Below are 19,479 nucleotides of genomic sequence, written 5' to 3'. Positions count from 1 at the left end.
CAGAAATTACTGCTGGAACCATTTGCTGTAGATGGTTTTGTAGGTGCCGTCGGCTTTGATCTTCTCCAGGGCGGCATTGAATTTGCCCTGCAGCTCAGTGTTGCCCTGGCGCACTGCAATACCTAAGCCGGTACCGAAGTAATCTTTGTCGGTCACTTTCTCGCCCAGCGGTGCGAGGTTGGCGTTCTGCTTCAGCCACTCATTCACCACCGCAGTGTCACCGAACACCGCATCGATACGGCCATTTTTCAGATCAAGCACCGCATTTTGATAGCTGTCGTAAGGCACAACGGTGATATCGCTATGCTTGTCAGACAGGTATTTCTGGTGCGTGGTGCCGTTCTGCACGCCGACACGCTTACCTTTTAATGCAGCGACGTCAGCGACTTTATCTTTCTGCGCGATGAAGATGGCGGAGTTGTCGTAATACGGCTTGGAGAACAGCACTTGTTTCTCACGATCTGGGGTGATGTCCATGCCGGCCATTACCGCATCGAAACGGCGGAACTTCAGGCTTGGAATCAGACTATCGAACGCCTGATTAGTGAAGGTGCAGGTCGCATCCATCTCTTTACACAGCGCGTTAGCCAGATCGACATCAAAGCCCTGAATTTTATTGTCAGAGTCGACGAATTCAAACGGAGGATAGGAAGCCTCGGTGGCGAAACGCAATGTCTGTGCCGCAGAAGCGCTCAGGCTCAGGCCGGCAAGGAGGGCAGCAATTACAACTTTTTTCATTAGAAGCTTCCTGACTTAATGCGAAAGATAATTAGCAAACGCGTCGGTTTGCGGCTGTGTAAAGTGGCTGGCATCACCTTGCTCCACAATGTGACCGTTTTCCATGTACACCACGCGGCTGGCGGTTTTACGCGCCACTTCCACTTCATGTGTCACGATCACTTGCGTGATGTTGGTCTGTGCCAGCTCACGAATAATGCTAACGATCTGGGCGGTGATTTCGGGATCGAGTGCGGCGGTCGGTTCGTCAAACAGCAACACCTGCGGTTCCATCATCAGCGCACGTGCAATGGCAACGCGCTGCTGCTGACCGCCGGAAAGGTGCAGCGGGAAACGATCGGCATACGGCGTCAGGCGCAGGCGATCCAGCAGCTTTTCGGCACGCGCACGCGCAGCGTCTTTGCTGAGACCGAGCACGCGGCATGGGGCTTCAATCAGGTTTTGCACCACGGTGAGGTGCGGCCACAGATTGTATTGCTGAAACACCATGCCGACGTTCTGACGCAGCTCGCGAATCGCGCTGTCAGAGGGGGCTTTGGTGAAATCAAACTGGTTGCCGGCAATATGCAGGCTGCCGGAGCGCGGTTGCTCCAGCAAATTGAGCACGCGCAGGAGCGAACTTTTACCCGCGCCACTCGGGCCGAGCAACACCAGCGTTTCTCCCTGCGGACAAGCCAGGTTGATATCGAACAGTGCCTGATGGGCACCGTAAAAACAGTTTATGGCGTTTAGTTGAATACTCATGCGCTAAAAATGAATAGTAATTAGTGTCGCGGATTTTAACGTCACCAGAATAGTTATGCAATTGTGGTGGGTTAATATTTATTAAAGAGCAGTGAAACATCCAAAGCGTAGCACAATATCGCGCCACTCACGGCGGGTAAGGGCTGACGAGGCGAATTTAGTTCACAAATTATAAACAAAAAGCGCCGCAAGGATGCGGCGCGCTAATCAATAGAACGGAGTGCTGGAAAAGTGAACGACTATTTTTTCGCTTCCAGCAGCTGCGTCAATGAACCACCGTTAACGTGCGGCACATCGCTGACATAACGCACATCATCCACGACCCAGCAGGTGCCTTCGTGGATCATGAGCACTTCGTCGTGCCACGTTTTATCATCGCGGCTCAAATCCACGCGCAGCGGGATGTTGCGCGCATCACGGTTAGGGATGGTCGAAGCACTGGCGACATCCGCCGAAGTCGGTCCTTGCGCCAGGCTTGAGAACAGATCGCCGCGGGTCCACGCTGCCGGTTTCGGATTCTGGCTGTTGGCGCTCAGCAGTTTCTGATACAAACGATCGCTCAGGTAAGGGCGATATTTCGCCAGCTGGGTGCTATCCGGCAAGCCCTGAGTGGGCTGGCTGACGCGTAAATCATAGAACTGTTGCGCCACGCTGTCCGGACCACCCTCAACGCAGGCAGCGGTGCGCGGGCCATTATCCTTAATCACTGGCTCAACGGTGGTACAAGCACTCAGCAGTAACGCAGCGGGAATAAGCAGCGCAAAGGCATGGTTTCTCATCTCGATTTCCTTATTGTTCACTGGCAAAGCGCCATTTTTAGCATAGAGTATAGCCTTGCTTTTACGCCGTAAGAGCTATAACTCGCTGATTCAGAAAAGGAGAAAGTATGAAATTTTCCACTACGCCTACGCTGGAAGGACACAGCATCAGTGAATATTGCGGTGTGGTTGCGGGCGAAGCGATTCTGGGCGCCAACATCTTCCGCGACTTCTTCGCCGGTATCCGCGATATCGTTGGTGGCCGTTCTGGTGCGTACGAAAAAGAGTTACGCAAAGCGCGGCAGATCGCCTTTAAAGAGCTGGAAGAGCAGGCCAAAGCACTGGGTGCCAATGCGGTGGTGGGAATCGATATCGATTACGAAACCGTGGGCAAAGAGGGCAGCATGTTGATGGTGAGCGTCACCGGCACCGCGGTGATTATTCGCTAATGCGCGTGGTTTTCCTGCTGGCGATGGCGTTGCTGCTGAGCGCCTGTCAGTCATCGATTGAAGCGCGTCACGGCTATTGGGTGGATACCGCGCATCCGGCGCAGGGCGCGCGGCCACGCATCAAAGTGGTGGTGATTCACTATACCGCTGAGGATTTTTCCAGTTCCCTGGCAACGCTGACCGATCGTGAAGTGAGCGCGCATTATTTAATTCCCCGTCATCCGCCGCAGAAGAATGCGCAGGGCATCATTTGGCAGCTGGTGCCGGAAAGCCAGCTAGCGTGGCACGCTGGCCCCAGCTTCTGGCGCGGTGCAACGCGCATCAATGACACCTCGATTGGCATTGAGATGGTTAATAGCGGTTACCGTCGAACATTGACGGGCTTACAGTGGCAGCCCTTTACTCCAGCACAGATCGATGCGCTGAAGGCGCTGGTAGAAGACATTACGCAGCGCTACGGCATTTCGCCGGAAAATGTGGTGGGGCACAGCGATATCGCGCCGCAGCGCAAGCACGATCCGGGTCCGCTGTTCCCCTGGCAGCAGCTGGCTGCGCAAGGTGTAGGTGCATGGCCTGAGCAGGCTACGGTGCAGCGCTATCTCAACGGACGTGCTGCGGATGAAGCGGTGGATCAAGAGGTGTTGCTGGGGGCGTTGCAGCGCTACGGTTATGACGTCGCCGCAGCAACCACGCCACAAATGCAGCGCAAGCTGATTGCGGCGTTTCAGATGCACTTCCGTCCAGCAGATTATCGCGGGATCGCCGATGCGGAAACCCTGGCGATTGCCCGCGCGCTGCTGGCGAAATACGGTGCGGCGCAGTGATGTAGCGTATGAGTCGCCAGCATTGGCGACCCGACGAAGCATTGCGCGTACCAGGATTTACTGCTGCAGGAATGCCTGCCAGTGCGCCACCAGCCGTTGCAAATCCTGACGGCTGACATCCAGATGCGTCACGATACGCGTTACCGGCCCGACGCTGACTAGCACGTCGCCCGATTGCATCCAGCTTTTCAGCGCTTCAACTTTCTCTGGCGCTACTTTCACAAACAACATATTGGTGTGCTGATTCAGCACCTCAACGCCGATGGCGCTCAGCTGCTCGCCTAACCACGCCGCGTTGTCGTGATCCTCTTCAAGGCGTGCCACATTGTGTTGCAATGCATACAAGCCAGCCGCTGCCAGAATGCCCACCTGACGCATGCCGCCGCCGGTCATTTTGCGCCAGCGCCGCGCCTGCTCGATATACGCCTCATCGCCACACAGCAGCGAACCGACCGGCGTGCCGAGGCCTTTTGACAGGCAGATGGTCAAGGTGTCGCAGTAACGCGCAATCGCTTCCAGCTCTACATTCTGCGCCACCACGGCATTAAATATACGCGCGCCATCAATATGCAGCGCCAGCTTGCGCTCGCGGGTGAATCGCCACGCTTGTTCGAGGTAGCTCAACGGCAGCACCTTACCGTGATGGGTGTTTTCTAGGCTAAGCAAACGCGTGCGAGCGAAGTGGAAATCATCGGGTTTGATAGCGGCAGCAACGTCGGCCAGCGGCAGAGAACCATCTTCGGCGTGCAGAATCGGCTGTGGCTGAATACTGCCCAGCACCGCTGCGCCACCGGCTTCGTATTTGTAGTTGTGCGCCTGTTGACCAACGATATATTCATCACCACGCTGGCAGTGACACAGCAGCGCCACCAGATTTGCCTGGGTGCCGGTGGGGAAAAACAGCGCAGCGGCCTTGCCACTCAAGCGGGCCGCTTCAACTTCCAGTGCCTGTACGGTGGGGTCATCGCGGTAGACATCATCGCCAGTTTCCGCCGCCATCATGGCATCGAGCATGGCAGCACTGGGGCGGGTTACGGTATCACTGCGTAAATCGATCACGTCGCTCTCCTGAAATAAAAAAGCGGGCAAAGTGCCCGCGTTATCATCATGTCTGGCCTGAATTGTTTTACCTCAGCCAGTTGGTTTTCGCCAGTTCCACGATCTCATCACCGCGTCCATTCAGAATGGCGCGCATCATATACAGGCTGAAACCTTTGGCCTGCTCCGCTTTGATCTGCGGCGGCATCGACAACTCTTCTTTGGCGGTAATCGCATCAATCAGTACCGGACCATCGTGAGCGAAGGCTTCCTGCAGCACGCCGTTCAGCTCGGAGGCTTTCTCCACGCGCATACCTTTGATGCCGCAGGCGGCGGCAATCGCGGCGAAATCCGGGTTCTCGAGATCGGTACCATCAGTCAGATAACCGCCGGCTTTCATCTCCATCGCAACGAAGCCCAGCACGCTGTTGTTGAAGATCACCAGTTTCACCGGCAACTTCAGCTGCGCCACCGAAATGAAATCGCCCATTAACATGCTAAAGCCGCCATCACCGCACAGCGCCACCACCTGACGCTGTTTGTCCAGCGACTGTGCGCCCAGCGCCTGTGGCATGGCGTTGGCCATCGACCCGTGATTAAACGAGCCGATGAGTCGACGTTTGCCGTTCATCTTCAGATAGCGTGCCGCCCATACCGTTGGTGTGCCCACGTCGCAGGTGAAAATGGCGTCGTCATCGGCGTATTCACTGATTTGCTGGGCGAGATATTGCGGATGAATCGGCAGCTTGTCGTTAGCCGTTGCCAGTTCATCAAGGCCTTTACGCGCATCGACATAATGTTCCAACGCCTTGTCCAGATGCTGGCGATCGGTTTTACTGGTGAGCTGCGGTTGCAGCGCATGCAAGGTGGTTTTGATATCACCGACCAGCGCCATATCGACATGGCTATGTGAGCCGAGACTGCCGGGATTGATATCGATCTGAATGATTTTGGCATCTGCCGGATAGAAAGCGCGATAGGGGAATTGCGTGCCGAGCAGCACCAGGGTGTCGGCGTTCATCATCGCGTGGAAACCCGATGAGAAACCAATTAACCCGGTCATCCCGACGTCGTAAGGATTATCGTATTCGATGTGCTCCTTCCCGCGCATGGCGTGTACCACCGGCGCTTTCAGCGTTTCCGCCAGTTTGACCACTTCTGCATGCGCGCCAGCGCAACCGCTGCCGCACAGCAGCGTGATATTTTTCGCGCAGTTCAACGTCTCGGCTAACCGAGCCACTTCGCTGGCGGATGGCACCACATGCGGCAGCTGCGGTGGATACCATTCGCTACGCGCGCTTTCCGGGGCGGGCTGCAGTGCCACATCGCCGGGAATCACAATCACCGAGACGCCGCGATTAAGAATCGCTTTGCGCATCGCGATGCCCAGCACTTGCGGCAACTGTTCGGGATTGGAAACCAGCTCACAGTAGTGGCTGCACTCACGGAACAGCTCCTGCGGATGGGTTTCCTGGAAGTAGCTACTGCCGATTTCGCTGGAGGGAATGTGGGCCGCGATGGCTAATACCGGAACATGGTTACGGTGACAATCAAACAACCCATTGATTAAGTGCAAGTTTCCTGGGCCACAGGATCCAGCGCAGACTGCCAGTTCGCCGCTGATTTGTGCTTCGGCTCCAGCCGCGAAGGCCGCGACTTCTTCATGGCGCGTGGGCATCCATTCAATAGTGCCCATACGATTTAGGCTGTCGCTCAGCCCGTTGAGTGAGTCGCCGGTTACGCCCCAAATGCGCTTCACACCGGCGTTTTCGAGGGTTTTTGCCAGCAGTGCCGCCACAGTTTGCTTCATCGTTTGCTCCTTTCTGGTGTTGAGCCATCCATGCCGATGGCGAAAACGTGTCAGTCAGAAAGCGTAGACGATGAAGCAGGCGCGTAGCCGTGAAAAAATGCGCTGCGCAGATTACGCCGAGAACAGCGCAATAAGGATCGGCGCCAGCAAGCTCATAATAAAACCGTGCACAATCGCGGCAGGCACGATTTCCATGCCGCCGGTGCGTTGCAGGATCGGCAGGGTGAAATCCATTGAGGTGGCGCCGCTTAAGCCCAGCGTCATACTACGCTGACGGGTAATTAACAGCGGGATCAGCATGATGGTGATCAGTTCGCGCAGCAGATCGTTGAAGAAGGCGGCGCTGCCAATCACCGGGCCGAACGATTCGCTCATCAGAATGCCGGAAAGTGAATACCAGCCGAAACCGCTGGCTAACGCCAGACCGGTTTTGATCGGCAGATCCAGCAGCAGCGCTGCAATCATGCCGCCGACCAGCGCGCTACACAGGGAGACCAGCGCCACCACCATGCCGCGCCGATTAATGGTGATCTGACGCAGTGTCATGCCGCTGCTGCGCAGCTGAATGCCGACCAGCAATAGCATCAGCATTAAGGCGTATTCGCTAATGGTCGATGCATGGCGCAGCGGCGCCCATTGGCTTAGTCCCAGCAGAAAACCCGCCAGCACCGATCCGCACAGCTTAAGCGACTCCAGCGCCATGTGCAGACGTGACGGTAGCGCTTGGGGTTTGTGCTGATGTCGCCACGGCCAACGCCGCTCGAGCAGCCAAAATGCCAGCAGCGAGCAGGCCAGAATGCTCAGCATGCTCACCAACGCAATGTGGAAAATGGCGAGCAGATTACTGCTTAGGTTATCGAGAAATGCCAGGCTGGTGCCCATAAAGAACAGAATGATGTAAACCAGCGCGCTCAGCGTGCGGGCAACAGCGTGCAAAAGGTTGGTGTGTCGCAGCGGCAGCAGATAGCCGAGAATCAGCGGCAACAGGATGATGATCAATCCGTACATGTTGGGTTTCTATCCATGTTTGAAGGGCTGCAACGCTAGCGAAAAACGTTTGAAGTGTAAACCTTTTCTCCCGTGGCTGACTTGACCAACGCAGCGTGGCAGACCATGCTCAGGCAAAGTAGCAGATGGATTGTATGATGATTCTGGAACATATCGATATTCATGGTTTTCGCGGCATTAATCGGCTGTCATTGCCGCTGACTGATACCAATCTGTTGATTGGCGAAAATGCCTGGGGTAAATCGAGCCTGCTGGATGCATTGACGCTGTCGCTGGCGCCCGCAGCGGAACCCTATCAATTCACGGAACACGATTTTCACTTTCCTCCCGGCGATCTCGATGCCCGCATGCGTCAGCTGCAACTGATATTCCGTTTCCGCAGCCAGAAAGACGATGACAACGCGCTGTTCGCGCCTTTTTGGCAGCACGATGAAAAGGGACGCTTTGTCCGTTTCAGCACGCGGGCAAAACGTCACGAGCAAGGGGTAAAAACCACCTGGCGGTTTATCGATCAACGCGGCGATGTGTTACCAATGGCGGGCACCGACGCGGCACTGGCACATTTGCGCGCTTCCAATCCGGTGTTGCGTTTACGCGATGCCCGTTTTGGTCGTCGCGCCCGGCACGCAGACAACGATACGGAACGGCGCGCCACAACCTTGACGGCATTAGCACAGGAAGTGGAAAAGCTGACGCGTGATTTGGTGGTGCGTCCACAAACCTTGAGTGATGATCTGCTACGGCAGGGTTTGCATACCATGCAGCAACTGCTGGAACACTATTTTTTAGTGCAACAGTCGGGCAGCAGTGCCGCGCGGGTTGCGCCGGAACTGCGTGATGGCAGCCAGGGTTGGCGCTCGCTGGATAAGCTCAACCATCTGATAGCCGGAACCGAATCACGCAGTCGTCAGGTGATTCTGTTGCGGATGTTCTCGTTGTTAATTCAGGCACACGGCAATGAAGCGTTGCCCGCAGGCGCACATCCGTTGCTGCTGGTAGAGGATCCGGAAACGCGTCTGCATCCCATTATGCTCTCCGTGGCCTGGAATCTACTGGAGCTGATGCCGCTGCAAAAAATCGCCACCACCAATTCGGGCGAACTGCTGTCGCAGGTACCGCTGGAGAATATTTGTCGTCTGGTGCGTGAACCGGCGCGCGTGGCGGCCTGGCGTATTGGCCCGGAAGGGTTGAGTGCCGAAGAGAGTCGCCGCATCGGTTTTCACATCCGCGTTAATCGACCTTCAGCGCTGTTTGCCCGCTGCTGGCTGCTGGTAGAGGGTGAAACCGAAGTGTGGATTATCAATGAACTGGCGCGACAGCGTGGCTATCACTTTGCGGCGGAGGGGGTAAAAGTGATTGAGTTTGCGCAGTCCGGTCTTAAGCCGCTGCTGAAGTATGCCCAGCGCATGGGGATTGCCTGGCATGTGCTCACTGATGGCGACCAGGCCGGCAGTAAATATGCGGCTACCGCACGCAGCCAACTGCCGTCGCACGGTGTGGAAGCGGACCATCTCACTCAATTCCCTGCGCCAGATATTGAACATTTTCTCTATAAGCAGGGCTTTAGCGATGTTTATCATCATACGGCGCACCTGCCGTTAAACGCGCCGATGAATACGCGGCGTATTATTAGTAAAGCCATACAGCATAGCTCGAAACCTGAGCTGGCGATTGCCATCGCGATGGCTGCGGCTGAACGCGGGCCACAGGCGATTCCGCCGCTGTTAGATCAGCTATTTGCGCGCGTGATGTGGCTGGCACGCGGTCGGGCGGATTGAGGAAAGAGGAACGTCGCCAAATAAAAATGCCAGCGTCTGCGGCTGGCATTTTTTTCGGGAGTGGTCAGAATGAGTGAAGTAGCCTGCGCGTCACGCGACCGCAGCTTGCGTGGCTTCACAGGGCACGATCAGGCTGGCATGATTGCCTTTTGGTCCCTCATGGACATCAAACTGAACCTGCTGGCCAGCTTTCAGCGTTCTGTATCCCTCCATCTGGATCGTGGAGTAGTGTGCGAAGATATCGTCGCCGCCGCTAATCGGACAGATAAACCCGAAGCCTTTGGCGTTGTTGAACCATTTTACTGTACCCGTCTCCATGCTTTTACTTCCCTCGCAAGACATTTTGATAAGTAGGTGAGGTCATTGAAGCTGTGAGTCGAGCTTGTTTAAAACTCAATCAGCTTGTGTTAGTAGAATGTAGAGAAACGGACCTTATCGTCAAGCAAACGGCCCTGGCGGACGGGGATAAATTCATCAAAATTTGAGGCAGTTAACGCTATTGCAAATTTTGTGATACAGGTCGCGCATGTGCTTTTAGGGCCAGTTTTTTTCAAGTGAAAACCGGCTTGACAGGCATGTTAAACTTTAAGAATGGGCGCAGAAATGTGCACAACCGTAACGCAGAATTTCGATGGAACATTATGGCAAACACAAACGACTGGCTTAATTTTGAACATCTAGCCGAAGATAAAGTACGCGAAGGGTTAAAGCCGCCTTCAATGTATAAAGTCATTCTGAACAATGACGATTATACACCTATGGAATTTGTTATTGACGTTCTGCAAAAGTTCTTTTCTTATGATATTGAACGTGCAACGCAGCTGATGTTGAAAGTCCACTACCATGGCAAAGCAATCTGTGGTGTATTCACTGCAGAAGTCGCGGAAACCAAGGTAGCCCAGGTGAACAATTATGCACGCGATAATGAACATCCGTTGCTGTGTACGCTAGAAAAAGCCTGAAGCCATCTCCATATAGGAGATAGGTTGTCAGAGCGATAATTGGGGGAGGTGCCAAATGCTCAATCAAGAACTGGAACTCAGTTTAAACATGGCTTTCGCCAGAGCGCGCGAGCACCGTCATGAGTTTATGACCGTCGAGCATCTGTTGCTGGCATTGCTCAGTAACCCGTCGGCCAGAGAGGCGCTGGAAGCCTGCTCGGTAGATATCGTGGCTCTGCGTCAGGAACTCGAAGCCTTCATCGAACAAACCACACCGGTGTTGCCGGCCAGTGAAGAGGAGCGCGATACCCAACCTACGCTCAGCTTCCAGCGCGTGTTGCAACGTGCGGTGTTCCACGTCCAGTCATCCGGTCGCAGCGAAGTTGCAGGTGCGAACGTGCTGGTCGCTATCTTCAGCGAGCAGGAGTCGCAAGCGGCTTACCTGTTACGCAAGCACGAAGTGAGCCGTCTCGATGTGGTGAACTTCATCTCCCATGGTACGCGTAAAGACGAACCCGGCCAGCCGCAGAACAATGCGGAGAATCCGGTTAACGAAGAGCAAGCAGGCGGGGAGGATCGTATGGAAAACTTCACCACCAATCTTAATCAGCTTGCTCGCGTCGGCGGAATTGATCCGCTAATCGGCCGCGATAAAGAGCTGGAACGTGCCGTTCAGGTGTTGTGCCGTCGTCGCAAAAACAACCCGCTGTTGGTGGGGGAATCAGGCGTCGGTAAAACTGCGATTGCTGAAGGACTTGCCTGGCGCATTGTGCAGGGCGACGTACCTGAGGTGATGAAAGAGTGCACCATCTACTCTCTCGACATCGGTTCGCTGCTCGCGGGTACCAAGTACCGCGGTGATTTTGAGAAACGTTTCAAAGCGCTGCTGAAACAGCTGGAACAGGACAGCAACAGTATCCTGTTTATTGATGAAATCCACACCATCATTGGTGCCGGTGCGGCATCGGGCGGCCAGGTGGATGCGGCAAACCTGATCAAGCCGCTGCTCTCCAGCGGGAAAATCCGCGTGATGGGTTCAACCACCTATCAGGAGTTCAGCAACATCTTTGAGAAGGATCGTGCGCTGGCGCGTCGTTTCCAGAAGATCGATATTACCGAACCTTCTGTGGAAGAAACCGTGCAAATCCTCAATGGTCTGAAGCCGAAGTACGAAGCGCACCATGACGTGCGTTATACCGCGAAAGCGGTGCGTGCGGCGGTGGAGTTGGCGGTGAAATACATCAACGATCGCCACCTGCCTGACAAGGCAATTGACGTGATTGATGAAGCCGGCGCGCGCGCGCGTCTGGTCCCCGTCAGCAAGCGTAAGAAAACGGTTAATGTGTCCGATATCGAAACGGTGGTTGCACGTATTGCGCGTATTCCAGAGCAGAGCGTGTCACAAACCGATCGCGATACGCTGAAAAATCTCGGCGATCGTCTGAAGATGCTGGTGTTTGGTCAGGACAATGCGATTGAAGCTCTGACTGAAGCGATCAAAATGAGCCGCGCTGGTTTGGGTCAGGATCGCAAACCGGTCGGTTCCTTCCTGTTTGCCGGCCCAACGGGTGTGGGTAAAACGGAAGTGACGGTTCAGTTAGCTAAAGCGCTGGGCATAGAGTTACTGCGTTTTGATATGTCCGAATATATGGAGCGTCACACGGTCAGCCGTTTGATTGGTGCGCCTCCGGGTTACGTCGGCTTTGATCAGGGCGGTTTGCTGACAGATGCGGTGATCAAGCATCCACATGCTGTGGTGTTGCTGGATGAGATCGAGAAAGCGCACCCGGATGTCTTCAACCTGCTGCTGCAGGTGATGGACAACGGTATGCTGACCGATAACAACGGCCGTAAAGCCGACTTCCGCAACGTGGTGCTGGTAATGACCACCAATGCCGGCGTACGTGAGACTGAACGTAAGTCGATTGGCCTGATTCATCAGGACAACAGTACGGATGCGATGGAAGAGATCAAAAAGATCTTTACTCCAGAGTTCCGTAACCGTCTGGACAACATTATCTGGTTCCGTCATCTGTCTCAGGAGGTGATTCATCAGGTGGTGGATAAATTTATCGTCGAGTTGCAGGCTCAGTTGGATGCTAAGGGCGTGTCGCTGGAAGTGAGCGATGATGCGCGCGATTGGCTGGCTGATAAAGGTTATGACAAAGCGATGGGGGCGCGTCCGATGGCACGTGCGGTACAGGAAAACCTGAAGAAACCGTTGGCGAATGAACTGCTGTTTGGTTCGCTGGTTGATGGTGGATCGGTATCAGTAGCGCTGGATAAAGATAAAAACCAGCTTACTTACCACTTCCTGAGCGCGGAAAAACGTAAAACCGAAGGTACTGTGCACTAAGCGTGTTGCAGATATGAAAAAGGCCGGATGCAAGTCCGGCCTTTTTTTTCGCGCTAAATAAGTGTAACCAACGCGAGGGGCGAACAGTTACTTAGCGACTACGGAAGACAATGCGGCCTTTGCTCAGGTCGTACGGGGTCAACTCGACAGTCACTTTGTCGCCCGTCAGGATGCGGATGTAGTTTTTGCGCATTTTACCGGAGATATGAGCGGTAACCACGTGCCCGTTTTCAAGCTCTACGCGGAACATGGTGTTCGGTAACGTATCCAATACGGTACCTTGCATTTCAATATTGTCTTCTTTGGCCATCGAATCCTCTGGGTGTACTACCAAACTGTTGAACCGGCAAGATAATGCCGAATTCCATGATTTATGTAAAGAACCGTTGATGATTTTGCCAACGCTTCGCCGTGCGTCGCGCCGTTGCGCGTGCAGTACGGATAAATTAGGGTGTTTTTTGACGTCTGCGGGGGATTAGCGGGCTAAGAATCTGTAGCAATCGGCATCAGGTGCACAATCAAAACAGCTTCGGGAAATGTGTGAGATTCCCAACCTGGCAATTCCGGCTCGCCACAGCGAAGCGCGGACGACATACCAAACTCGCTTATTGTATCACTTTTGTCGGGAATTGTGTGCAAAACATCTGAGAGCAATGTCAAAAAAGGGTCTGCGTTTGCCAACAACTCTCTGAAACCGGCTGCCAGGCCAGTGTTTGCACATACTGTAAATAGTCGACGCGAGGAATTTCAACCGCCCCGAGCGAGGCGGTATGCGGGTTTAGTACCTGGCAATCAATCAGTCGGCCTTGATGGGCAAGAAAGTGTTGCGAAAAGACCCAGAGTGCGGTTTTGGAGGCGTTTTCCTGCCGGCTAAACATCGATTCGCCGCAAAAGATTTGTCCCAGCGCCAATCCATACATGCCGCCCACCAGTTGCTGACCGCACCACACTTCTATCGAATGCGCATGGCCCAATTCATAAAGGCGCAACCAAGCGCGTTTAACTTCAAAGGTAATCCATGTACCTTCCTGGCGGCCGCTGGCACATCCTTCCAGCACTTGTGGAAAGGCATGATTCATGGTGACACGAAAAGGTGAACGCTTATGGAAGCGCGCCATGCTGCGGCTAAGATGGAAGGATTCCGGCAGCATCACCGCGCGAGGATCCGGCGACCACCAAAGAATGGGGTCACCGGGTGAGAACCACGGGAAAATCCCGCGCTGGTAAGCATTCATCAGGCGGGCAGGGGAGAGATCGCCGCCCATCGCCAATAATCCATTGGGCTCGCGCAGCGCCATCTCCGGTGGTGGAAAATTTAATGAATCCCGTGAAAGCTGTATCAGTCTCATTGCGTTAATCACACTCAGGGCTGTTGGCTAAGACTATAGCGTAAAGCGCTGATGGAAACGCCAGTAGCGGCCTGCTTTTGAGATTAATTCGGCGTGCGTGCCGGATTCAATAATTTGCCCGCCATCCATAACACAAATGCGGTCCATGGCTTCTAAGCCGCTTAAGCGATGCGTAACCATAATCAACGTCTTGCCACGGCTCACTTGCTGCAATAGCGAAAGAATCTGCTGTTCGGTGCTGGCGTCCAGGCCTTCGGTGGGTTCGTCCAGCAGCCATAAATCGCCATCGTGCAGCAGCGCGCGCGCTATCGCCAGACGACGCAGTTCGCCGCCAGACAGGGGGCGACCGCCGTCGCCCATCCACGCATTGAGGCCCTCATCATTTTCGGTAAGATGCGCCAGGCCCACCTGGTCTAACGCGGCGATCAACTGCTCGTCGCTGGCGCTGGGTTGGGCGAGCAACAGGTTGTCACGCAGCGTTTGGCTAAACAAATGTACACGCTGCGTCACGACGCTAATACGGCTGCGCAGCGAAGCTTCATCCCAACTGGCGAGGTCGATTTCATTCAGGGCAATCGAACCTTGCTGCGCTTCCCAGCCACGGGTAATCAGCGTTAACAGACTGGATTTACCGCAGCCGGTTGGGCCGAGCAGCGCCAGATGTTCGCCTGCGCGCAATGATAACGAAAAATGCTGCAGTACGGGTTCCGGACGTTGTGGGTAGCTAAAACTAATGTTTTCCAGTTTTAGACTAAGACCTGCAACGCTCTCGATTTTCATGCTGGGAAAATGAATTGCGGCGGGTTGGTCGATGATCTCTTGCACGCGCTGAGCCGCGCTAGTGACTTGAGCAAGAGGTAAAAACGCGCCAGCCACGGGGGCCAGCGATTCGAATGCAGCCAGTCCGCAGAACACAAACAACGCGATGAAAGCGCCTGGGGCGCTGTTTTCACCCACACCCTGAGCAGAAATCCATAACAGGAGCGTCACGGTCACTCCGCTGATCAGCAGTAGCAGGCTTTGTGCCAGCGCCTGTAAACGATGTTGTTTGCGTTGTGACTGCTGCCAGTTGAACTCTTCCGTATCCAACTGACTGCGCCACGAAGGCGCTGCGCCATAAATTTTCAGCTCAGATAAACCGGTGAGCCAAAGTGTTAATTGCAGACGCCAATGGGCTTGATGCTGTGCGATCTGCTGTCCGGCTGAAGCACCCAGTCGCCAGAACAGCGGCGGCATCAGCATCAGCGTAAGCAGCATGATACCGCCGAGCAGCAGCGCTAGCGGCACATCCAGCAAGGCTAAACCGCAGGTAACCACCACAATCACTACCGCAGCGCCGATCAAAGGTGAAATGACACGCAGGTAAAGATGATCGAGCGTATCGACATCACTGACGAAGCGGTTAAGTAATTCGCCCTGACGAAAACGGGCCAGTTGCTCAGGAGCCAACGCGATAAGTTTGCTGAAAGTGAATACACGCAAATGTTGCAGCACGCGGAAAGTGGCATCGTGACTGACTAAACGCTCAAAATAGCGCGCGGCGGTGCGGGTTATCGCTGCGCCTCGTACACCTGCAGCGGGCAACATGTAGTTAAAGGTAAAGAGCCCTGCGACACCCGCCAGCGAAGAGGCCGCGAGAAACCAGCCGGATAACGTTAGCAGGCCAATACTGGCAAGCAAGGTGACAATCGCCAGCACAATGCCAAGGCCAAGGCGCCACGGATGACGACGAAACAGCTGCAGGAAAGGCAATAAATCTTTCATCATGCGATCTCCTTCTGACGATGCTGTGCCATATCACGCAGCGGTCCATCTTGCAGAATCAGTTGCTGCCAATGGCCTTGCTGCACCAACTGCCCAGCTTGCATAACCCACACTTCATCCCAGTTCGCGAGATCGTGGAGTTGATGGGTGATCATCAGCGTGGTTTGTTGGTTAGCCGCTTGCTGCAGGGCGCTAATGACGTGTTGCTCGCTTTGACTATCAAGGCCGGATCCGGGTTCATCCAGCAACAGTAATTGTGCCGGTTTAAGCAGTGCGCGTGCGACGGCAACACGCTGCGCCTGTCCGACAGAAAGGCCAATGCCGCCATCGCCTAAAACGGTATCTAATCCTTGCGGCAAGCGGTCTAAGAATTCATCAACGCCCGCGCGATGCAACACTATCGCGAGCGTAGCGTCATCAACATGGTTGTTCATTAATAAGTTTTCACGCAGCGTCGTTGCAGGCAGATGCGGATTTTGTCCAACCCAGGCGAGATGTTGTTGCCAGCTATCGCGATGGATATCCCGTAATTCAGTCGCGTTTATCAGTAACGAACCTTGATAAGGCAGGAAGCCGAGCAGCACATTCACCAGCGCAGTTTTTCCTGCGCCACTTTGCCCAACCAATGCCACACGTTTACCCGCTTCGAGGGTGAAATTCAGCGGCTGCGATAGCGCCTCACCGCTGGCGGTTGTCACCACCAGATCTTTCGCCTGAATGGTCAGTGTTGCGGTTACGGTAAGCGCAGCCGAACATTGGTCGGCTGCCAGATCGGGGCTTTCACGAAGAAATTGATCCAGTGCATCAGCTCCGCCAATCGCCTGCGCTTTGGCATGATAGAAGGTGCCTAAGTCGCGTAATGGCTGGAAAAATTCCGGCGCCAGAATTAATGCCAGGAATCCGGCAAACAGCGTTACGCCGGTGCCGTAATGTCCAAAGTTCAGTTCGCCCAGATAAGAGAAACCAAAATAGACCGCGACAACGGCGATCGCCAGTGAAGCAAAAAACTCCAGTACGGCAGATGAGAGAAACGCCAGGCGTAAAACTTCCATGGTGCGCTGACGAAAATCAGTGGTGCTAGCAGCGATCGCTTGTTGCTCTGCAGCGGCGCGGTGGAACAGGCGCAACGTCTCGCGGCCACGCAGACGATCATAGAAATCGCCGCTAAGCCGGGCAAGAGCAAGAAAATTGCGCCGGTTAGCATCCGCAGCACCCATACCAACCATCGCCATGAATAATGGAATCAGCGGCGCGGTCACCAACAAAATCAATCCCGCCGCCCAGTTAACCGGGAAAATCGCCAGCAAAATAGCCAGGGGAATAAATGCCGCCAACGTCATCTGGGGCAGATAGCGCGCGTAGTATTCCTGCATATCTTCGATTTGTTCGAGCAGTAGCGTCGCCCAACTACCAGCGGGCTTTCCCTGAATCCAGGCCGGGCCTAATTCATTGAGCCGGTCCAATACCTGTTGACGCAACGCCCGCCGAATAGCCACTCCAGCGCGATGGCCTGCCATTTCACGGGCATAATGCAGCCCGGCGCGCAGCACGAAGCACAGCAGTAGTAAGAGAAAATCGTTAAGAAGCGCCGAGCGCGGTTGTTGAGCCACAATCAAATTTTGCAGCAGCGAAGCCAGCAACCATGCCTGGGCGATGATCACCAAAGCACCAGCAAAACCCAACAGTGAAGCTGCACGCAAGCTGCTTGCGCCATGATGACGTTGCTGACGGAGCCAGCGAAGAAGTTCTTGTTGCCGTGATTTGTTCATGCGATGCCGTTTGGTAACTCAAAAGAGATGTCAATCCCGGATGAAAACCCAGCAGTGTAGGGCGCCTGAACTTTAGCACGCAGGTAATAAAAAAGGCGACCAAAACTGGCCGCCTTGAGGAGATTATGATCAGGTTATTAACAACTTACTTATCGTTTTTAACCAGTCCGTCGAGGAAGCGTTCAGCATCCAACGCGGCCATACAACCGGTACCGGCAGAGGTGATTGCCTGGCGATAGATATGGTCCATGACGTCACCGGCAGCGAATACGCCCGGAATGCTGGTCTGCGTGGCATTGCCGTGCAAGCCAGACTGCACTTTGATGTAGCCGTTTTCTAATTCAAGCTGACCATCAAAGATCGCGGTATTCGGGCTGTGACCGATCGCAATGAATAAACCTGCAACGTCCAGTGATTCTGGTGCTTCGCCATTGGTAGAAAGCAGTTTTAGGCCAGTTACACCCATTTGATCGCCAACCACTTCATCCAGCGTGCGATGAGTATGAAGCACGATGTTGCCACTGCGCACTTTCTCCATCAGACGATCGATGAGGATTTTTTCGGCACGGAAACTGTCTCGGCGGTGAATCAGATGCACTTCAGCGGCAATGTTTGCCAGATAAAGGGCTTCTTCAACTGCGGTGTTACCGCCGCCAATTACCGCAACCTTCTGATTGCGATAGAAGAAACCATCGCAGGTCGCGCAGGCGGACACGCCTTTGCCCTTGAAGGCCTCTTCCGATGGCAAGCCTAGATAACGCGCGGAGGCGCCAGTTGCGATGATCAACGCATCGGCAGTGTATTCGCCGCTGTCACCAACCAAACGGAACGGGCGGTTCTGCAAATCAACCGTATGAATGTGGTCAAAAATGATCTCGGTATTGAACTTCTCGGCGTGCTCTTGCATGCGCTCCATTAGCGCTGGACCGGTCAGATCGTTTGGATCGCCTGGCCAGTTTTCCACTTCAGTCGTGGTGGTGAGCTGACCGCCTTTTTCCAGCCCGGTAATTAAGACCGGATTCAGGTTAGCGCGCGCTGCATACACCGCAGCAGTATAACCGGCTGGACCGGAGCCCAGAATGAGCAGCTTACTGTGTTTGGCCGTACTCATGCGTTCCTCAATTTTTTCTGACAACATAGTTTTTGATTGTAGGGAAATTAACGCCGCAAAAAAAGGCTTCAGCAATTTTGTTAACAATCGCTGTAAGCGGCGTAGACGATGAGTACAGATTCTGCACGTGCGCTGCGCCAAAAGGGGGCAATGCTCGGCAAATAGTGGTGCAGCAGCATAAAAATTCTCATTTAAAAACAGCAACCCAGATCTCTATCTGGCATCTTGTACTGAATTTGGATGTTTTACTTTGACAATCGCCTGCGCTTTTGCGAAAACATTGGGAGAAGCAGAGAATATTTAGCGATTCAAAACAGAATTTCATTTCCGTTTTGGGCTTTTTAGCCGAATAAACTCAGCCTGACATTGGTAATGACGCATGATGTGGACAGACAACATGCGTCATACGGATGGTCGCATTTCTGCACAGGCTTATCGTCTTCACTTCAGTAAGGCCCTGAACAATGAGCGTTTTCAGGGTGTGGCAGGTAAAGGGAAGGAATTAAGAGAGACAATAATAATGGTAGACAATAAGAAACGCCCCGGAAAAGATTTAGATCGTATCGACAGAAATATTCTGAATGAACTGCAGAAAGACGGTCGAATTTCCAATGTCGAGCTTTCCAAACGTGTTGGATTATCGCCAACACCTTGTCTTGAGCGCGTACGTCGCCTTGAGCGTCAAGGTTTCATTCTGGGTTACACCGCGCAACTCAACCCGCATTATCTGGATGCTTCGCTGCTGGTATTCGTTGAGATTACTCTGAATCGTGGTGCGCCAGATGTGTTTGAGCAATTTAACGCCGCAGTGCAAAAACTTGAGGAAACTCAAGAATGTCACCTCGTTTCCGGTGACTTTGACTACCTGTTGAAAACCCGCGTACCGGATATGTCCGCCTATCGTAAGCTGCTGGGTGAAACCTTGCTGCGCCTGCCGGGCGTAAACGACACCCGTACTTACGTGGTGATGGAAGAGGTCAAACAGAGCAATCGTCTGGTGATCAAAACCCGGTAGTGCAGGGCAGGTGCAAAGCTTGCAGGA

General features: G+C 54.1%; 18 protein-coding genes. 6 read left to right on the top strand and 12 right to left on the bottom strand.

The genetic code is table 11. From position 1 onward, the window contains the following. Nucleotides 1-6: 6 nt before the first annotated feature. The 3 genes from artJ to PMI17_RS07150 form a co-directional block, all read right to left on the bottom strand. Nucleotides 7-738: an arginine ABC transporter substrate-binding protein gene (gene artJ / locus PMI17_RS07160; protein ID WP_007887647.1), complete on the bottom strand. Its 732-nt coding sequence runs from the start codon at nt 736-738 to the stop codon at nt 7-9. A gap of 15 nt (nt 739-753) precedes the next feature. Then, nucleotides 754-1,482: an arginine ABC transporter ATP-binding protein ArtP gene (artP, locus tag PMI17_RS07155; protein ID WP_007887645.1), complete on the bottom strand. Its 729-nt coding sequence runs from the start codon at nt 1,480-1,482 to the stop codon at nt 754-756. A 239-nt stretch (nt 1,483-1,721) separates the two neighbouring features. After that, entirely contained in the window at nt 1,722-2,261 is a 540-nt protein-coding gene (locus tag PMI17_RS07150) for a lipoprotein (RefSeq protein WP_007887642.1), read from the bottom strand. A 107-nt stretch (nt 2,262-2,368) separates the two neighbouring features. Here PMI17_RS07150 and PMI17_RS07145 point away from each other — a divergent pair, with 107 nt between their 5' ends. Together PMI17_RS07145 and PMI17_RS07140 are read left to right on the top strand one after the other, a co-directional pair. Next, entirely contained in the window at nt 2,369-2,689 is a 321-nt protein-coding gene (locus PMI17_RS07145) for a heavy metal-binding domain-containing protein (protein ID WP_007887640.1), read from the top strand. Further along, entirely contained in the window at nt 2,689-3,513 is an 825-nt protein-coding gene (locus PMI17_RS07140; protein ID WP_007887639.1) for an N-acetylmuramoyl-L-alanine amidase, read from the top strand. The genes PMI17_RS07145 and PMI17_RS07140 overlap by 1 nt, the downstream gene beginning before the upstream one ends. Nucleotides 3,514-3,570: 57 nt before the next feature. Here the strand turns inward: PMI17_RS07140 and ltaE are convergent, their stop codons facing one another. From ltaE to PMI17_RS07125, 3 genes are all read right to left on the bottom strand, one after another. Then, nucleotides 3,571-4,572, bottom strand: coding sequence for a low-specificity L-threonine aldolase (gene ltaE, locus PMI17_RS07135; protein WP_007887637.1), 1,002 nt, complete (start codon nt 4,570-4,572; stop codon nt 3,571-3,573). Nucleotides 4,573-4,639: 67 nt separating this feature from the next. Next, nucleotides 4,640-6,361 carry a ubiquinone-dependent pyruvate dehydrogenase gene (poxB, locus tag PMI17_RS07130; protein WP_007887635.1) on the bottom strand — a complete coding sequence of 574 codons (1,722 nt, stop codon included), beginning with the start codon at nt 6,359-6,361 and terminating at the stop codon, nt 4,640-4,642. 111 nt (nt 6,362-6,472) lie between these two features. Further along, nucleotides 6,473-7,369 (bottom strand): lysine exporter LysO family protein, encoded by an 897-nt coding sequence (locus PMI17_RS07125; RefSeq protein ID WP_007887627.1) that lies wholly within the window; start codon nt 7,367-7,369, stop codon nt 6,473-6,475. Nucleotides 7,370-7,506: 137 nt separating this feature from the next. Here PMI17_RS07125 and PMI17_RS07120 point away from each other — a divergent pair, with 137 nt between their 5' ends. Beyond that, on the top strand, nt 7,507-9,147 hold the full coding sequence (locus PMI17_RS07120) for an ATP-dependent endonuclease (RefSeq protein ID WP_007887626.1): 1,641 nt from the start codon (nt 7,507-7,509) through the stop codon (nt 9,145-9,147). Nucleotides 9,148-9,237: 90 nt separating this feature from the next. On the opposite strand, the gene cspD is transcribed toward PMI17_RS07120, so the two are convergent. Next, nucleotides 9,238-9,465 carry a cold shock-like protein CspD gene (cspD, locus tag PMI17_RS07115; RefSeq protein ID WP_007887624.1) on the bottom strand — a complete coding sequence of 76 codons (228 nt, stop codon included), beginning with the start codon at nt 9,463-9,465 and terminating at the stop codon, nt 9,238-9,240. A 323-nt stretch (nt 9,466-9,788) separates the two neighbouring features. Between cspD and clpS the strand changes: the two genes are divergently transcribed. Both clpS and clpA read left to right on the top strand, forming a co-directional pair. Continuing rightward, nucleotides 9,789-10,109, top strand: a complete 321-nt coding sequence (gene clpS, locus PMI17_RS07110) for an ATP-dependent Clp protease adapter ClpS (protein ID WP_007887621.1) — start codon at nt 9,789-9,791, stop codon at nt 10,107-10,109. Nucleotides 10,110-10,164: 55 nt separating this feature from the next. Continuing rightward, the gene (clpA, locus tag PMI17_RS07105; RefSeq protein WP_007887619.1) at nt 10,165-12,444 is read left to right on the top strand and encodes an ATP-dependent Clp protease ATP-binding subunit ClpA; all 2,280 of its coding nucleotides are present in this window, start codon (nt 10,165-10,167) and stop codon (nt 12,442-12,444) included. Nucleotides 12,445-12,535: 91 nt separating this feature from the next. On the opposite strand, the gene infA is transcribed toward clpA, so the two are convergent. The 5 genes from infA to trxB form a co-directional block, all read right to left on the bottom strand. Next, nucleotides 12,536-12,754 (bottom strand): translation initiation factor IF-1, encoded by a 219-nt coding sequence (gene infA, locus PMI17_RS07100; protein WP_002211347.1) that lies wholly within the window; start codon nt 12,752-12,754, stop codon nt 12,536-12,538. Between the two features lie 346 nt (nt 12,755-13,100). Further along, nucleotides 13,101-13,793: a leucyl/phenylalanyl-tRNA--protein transferase gene (aat, locus tag PMI17_RS07095; protein ID WP_036620486.1), complete on the bottom strand. Its 693-nt coding sequence runs from the start codon at nt 13,791-13,793 to the stop codon at nt 13,101-13,103. A gap of 33 nt (nt 13,794-13,826) precedes the next feature. Next, nucleotides 13,827-15,557 (bottom strand): cysteine/glutathione ABC transporter ATP-binding protein/permease CydC, encoded by a 1,731-nt coding sequence (cydC, locus tag PMI17_RS07090; RefSeq protein WP_036620533.1) that lies wholly within the window; start codon nt 15,555-15,557, stop codon nt 13,827-13,829. Continuing rightward, nucleotides 15,557-17,326, bottom strand: coding sequence for a cysteine/glutathione ABC transporter permease/ATP-binding protein CydD (cydD, locus tag PMI17_RS07085; RefSeq protein ID WP_007887504.1), 1,770 nt, complete (start codon nt 17,324-17,326; stop codon nt 15,557-15,559). The genes cydC and cydD overlap by 1 nt, the downstream gene beginning before the upstream one ends. Before the next feature lie 145 nt (nt 17,327-17,471). Next, entirely contained in the window at nt 17,472-18,437 is a 966-nt protein-coding gene (trxB, locus tag PMI17_RS07080) for a thioredoxin-disulfide reductase (protein WP_007887501.1), read from the bottom strand. A 520-nt stretch (nt 18,438-18,957) separates the two neighbouring features. Between trxB and lrp the strand changes: the two genes are divergently transcribed. Then, nucleotides 18,958-19,452 (top strand): leucine-responsive transcriptional regulator Lrp, encoded by a 495-nt coding sequence (gene lrp, locus PMI17_RS07075; protein ID WP_006118610.1) that lies wholly within the window; start codon nt 18,958-18,960, stop codon nt 19,450-19,452. The last annotated feature ends 27 nt before the right edge of the window (nt 19,453-19,479 follow it).

It is taken from the genome of Pantoea sp. GM01, from assembly GCF_000282675.1.
GTDB lineage: Bacteria > Pseudomonadota > Gammaproteobacteria > Enterobacterales > Enterobacteriaceae > Pantoea > Pantoea nemavictus.
The sequence above is the reverse complement of the archived record's forward strand: the minus strand, read 5'-3'. Positions and strand labels throughout refer to the sequence as shown.

What these genes read in the sequence shown, in the direction of transcription:
- artJ (WP_007887647.1), bottom strand. Translation starts at nt 738, where the DNA reads ATGAAAAAAGTTGTAATTGCTGCCCTCCTTGCCGGCCTGAGCCTGAGC.
- artP (WP_007887645.1), bottom strand. Translation starts at nt 1,482, where the DNA reads ATGAGTATTCAACTAAACGCCATAAACTGTTTTTACGGTGCCCATCAG.
- PMI17_RS07150 (WP_007887642.1), bottom strand. Translation starts at nt 2,261, where the DNA reads ATGAGAAACCATGCCTTTGCGCTGCTTATTCCCGCTGCGTTACTGCTG.
- PMI17_RS07145 (WP_007887640.1), top strand. Translation starts at nt 2,369, where the DNA reads ATGAAATTTTCCACTACGCCTACGCTGGAAGGACACAGCATCAGTGAA.
- PMI17_RS07140 (WP_007887639.1), top strand. Translation starts at nt 2,689, where the DNA reads ATGCGCGTGGTTTTCCTGCTGGCGATGGCGTTGCTGCTGAGCGCCTGT.
- poxB (WP_007887635.1), bottom strand. Translation starts at nt 6,361, where the DNA reads ATGAAGCAAACTGTGGCGGCACTGCTGGCAAAAACCCTCGAAAACGCC.
- PMI17_RS07125 (WP_007887627.1), bottom strand. Translation starts at nt 7,369, where the DNA reads ATGTACGGATTGATCATCATCCTGTTGCCGCTGATTCTCGGCTATCTG.
- PMI17_RS07120 (WP_007887626.1), top strand. Translation starts at nt 7,507, where the DNA reads ATGATTCTGGAACATATCGATATTCATGGTTTTCGCGGCATTAATCGG.
- cspD (WP_007887624.1), bottom strand. Translation starts at nt 9,465, where the DNA reads ATGGAGACGGGTACAGTAAAATGGTTCAACAACGCCAAAGGCTTCGGG.
- clpS (WP_007887621.1), top strand. Translation starts at nt 9,789, where the DNA reads ATGGCAAACACAAACGACTGGCTTAATTTTGAACATCTAGCCGAAGAT.
- clpA (WP_007887619.1), top strand. Translation starts at nt 10,165, where the DNA reads ATGCTCAATCAAGAACTGGAACTCAGTTTAAACATGGCTTTCGCCAGA.
- infA (WP_002211347.1), bottom strand. Translation starts at nt 12,754, where the DNA reads ATGGCCAAAGAAGACAATATTGAAATGCAAGGTACCGTATTGGATACG.
- aat (WP_036620486.1), bottom strand. Translation starts at nt 13,793, where the DNA reads ATGAGACTGATACAGCTTTCACGGGATTCATTAAATTTTCCACCACCG.
- cydC (WP_036620533.1), bottom strand. Translation starts at nt 15,557, where the DNA reads ATGAAAGATTTATTGCCTTTCCTGCAGCTGTTTCGTCGTCATCCGTGG.
- cydD (WP_007887504.1), bottom strand. Translation starts at nt 17,326, where the DNA reads ATGAACAAATCACGGCAACAAGAACTTCTTCGCTGGCTCCGTCAGCAA.
- trxB (WP_007887501.1), bottom strand. Translation starts at nt 18,437, where the DNA reads ATGAGTACGGCCAAACACAGTAAGCTGCTCATTCTGGGCTCCGGTCCA.
- lrp (WP_006118610.1), top strand. Translation starts at nt 18,958, where the DNA reads ATGGTAGACAATAAGAAACGCCCCGGAAAAGATTTAGATCGTATCGAC.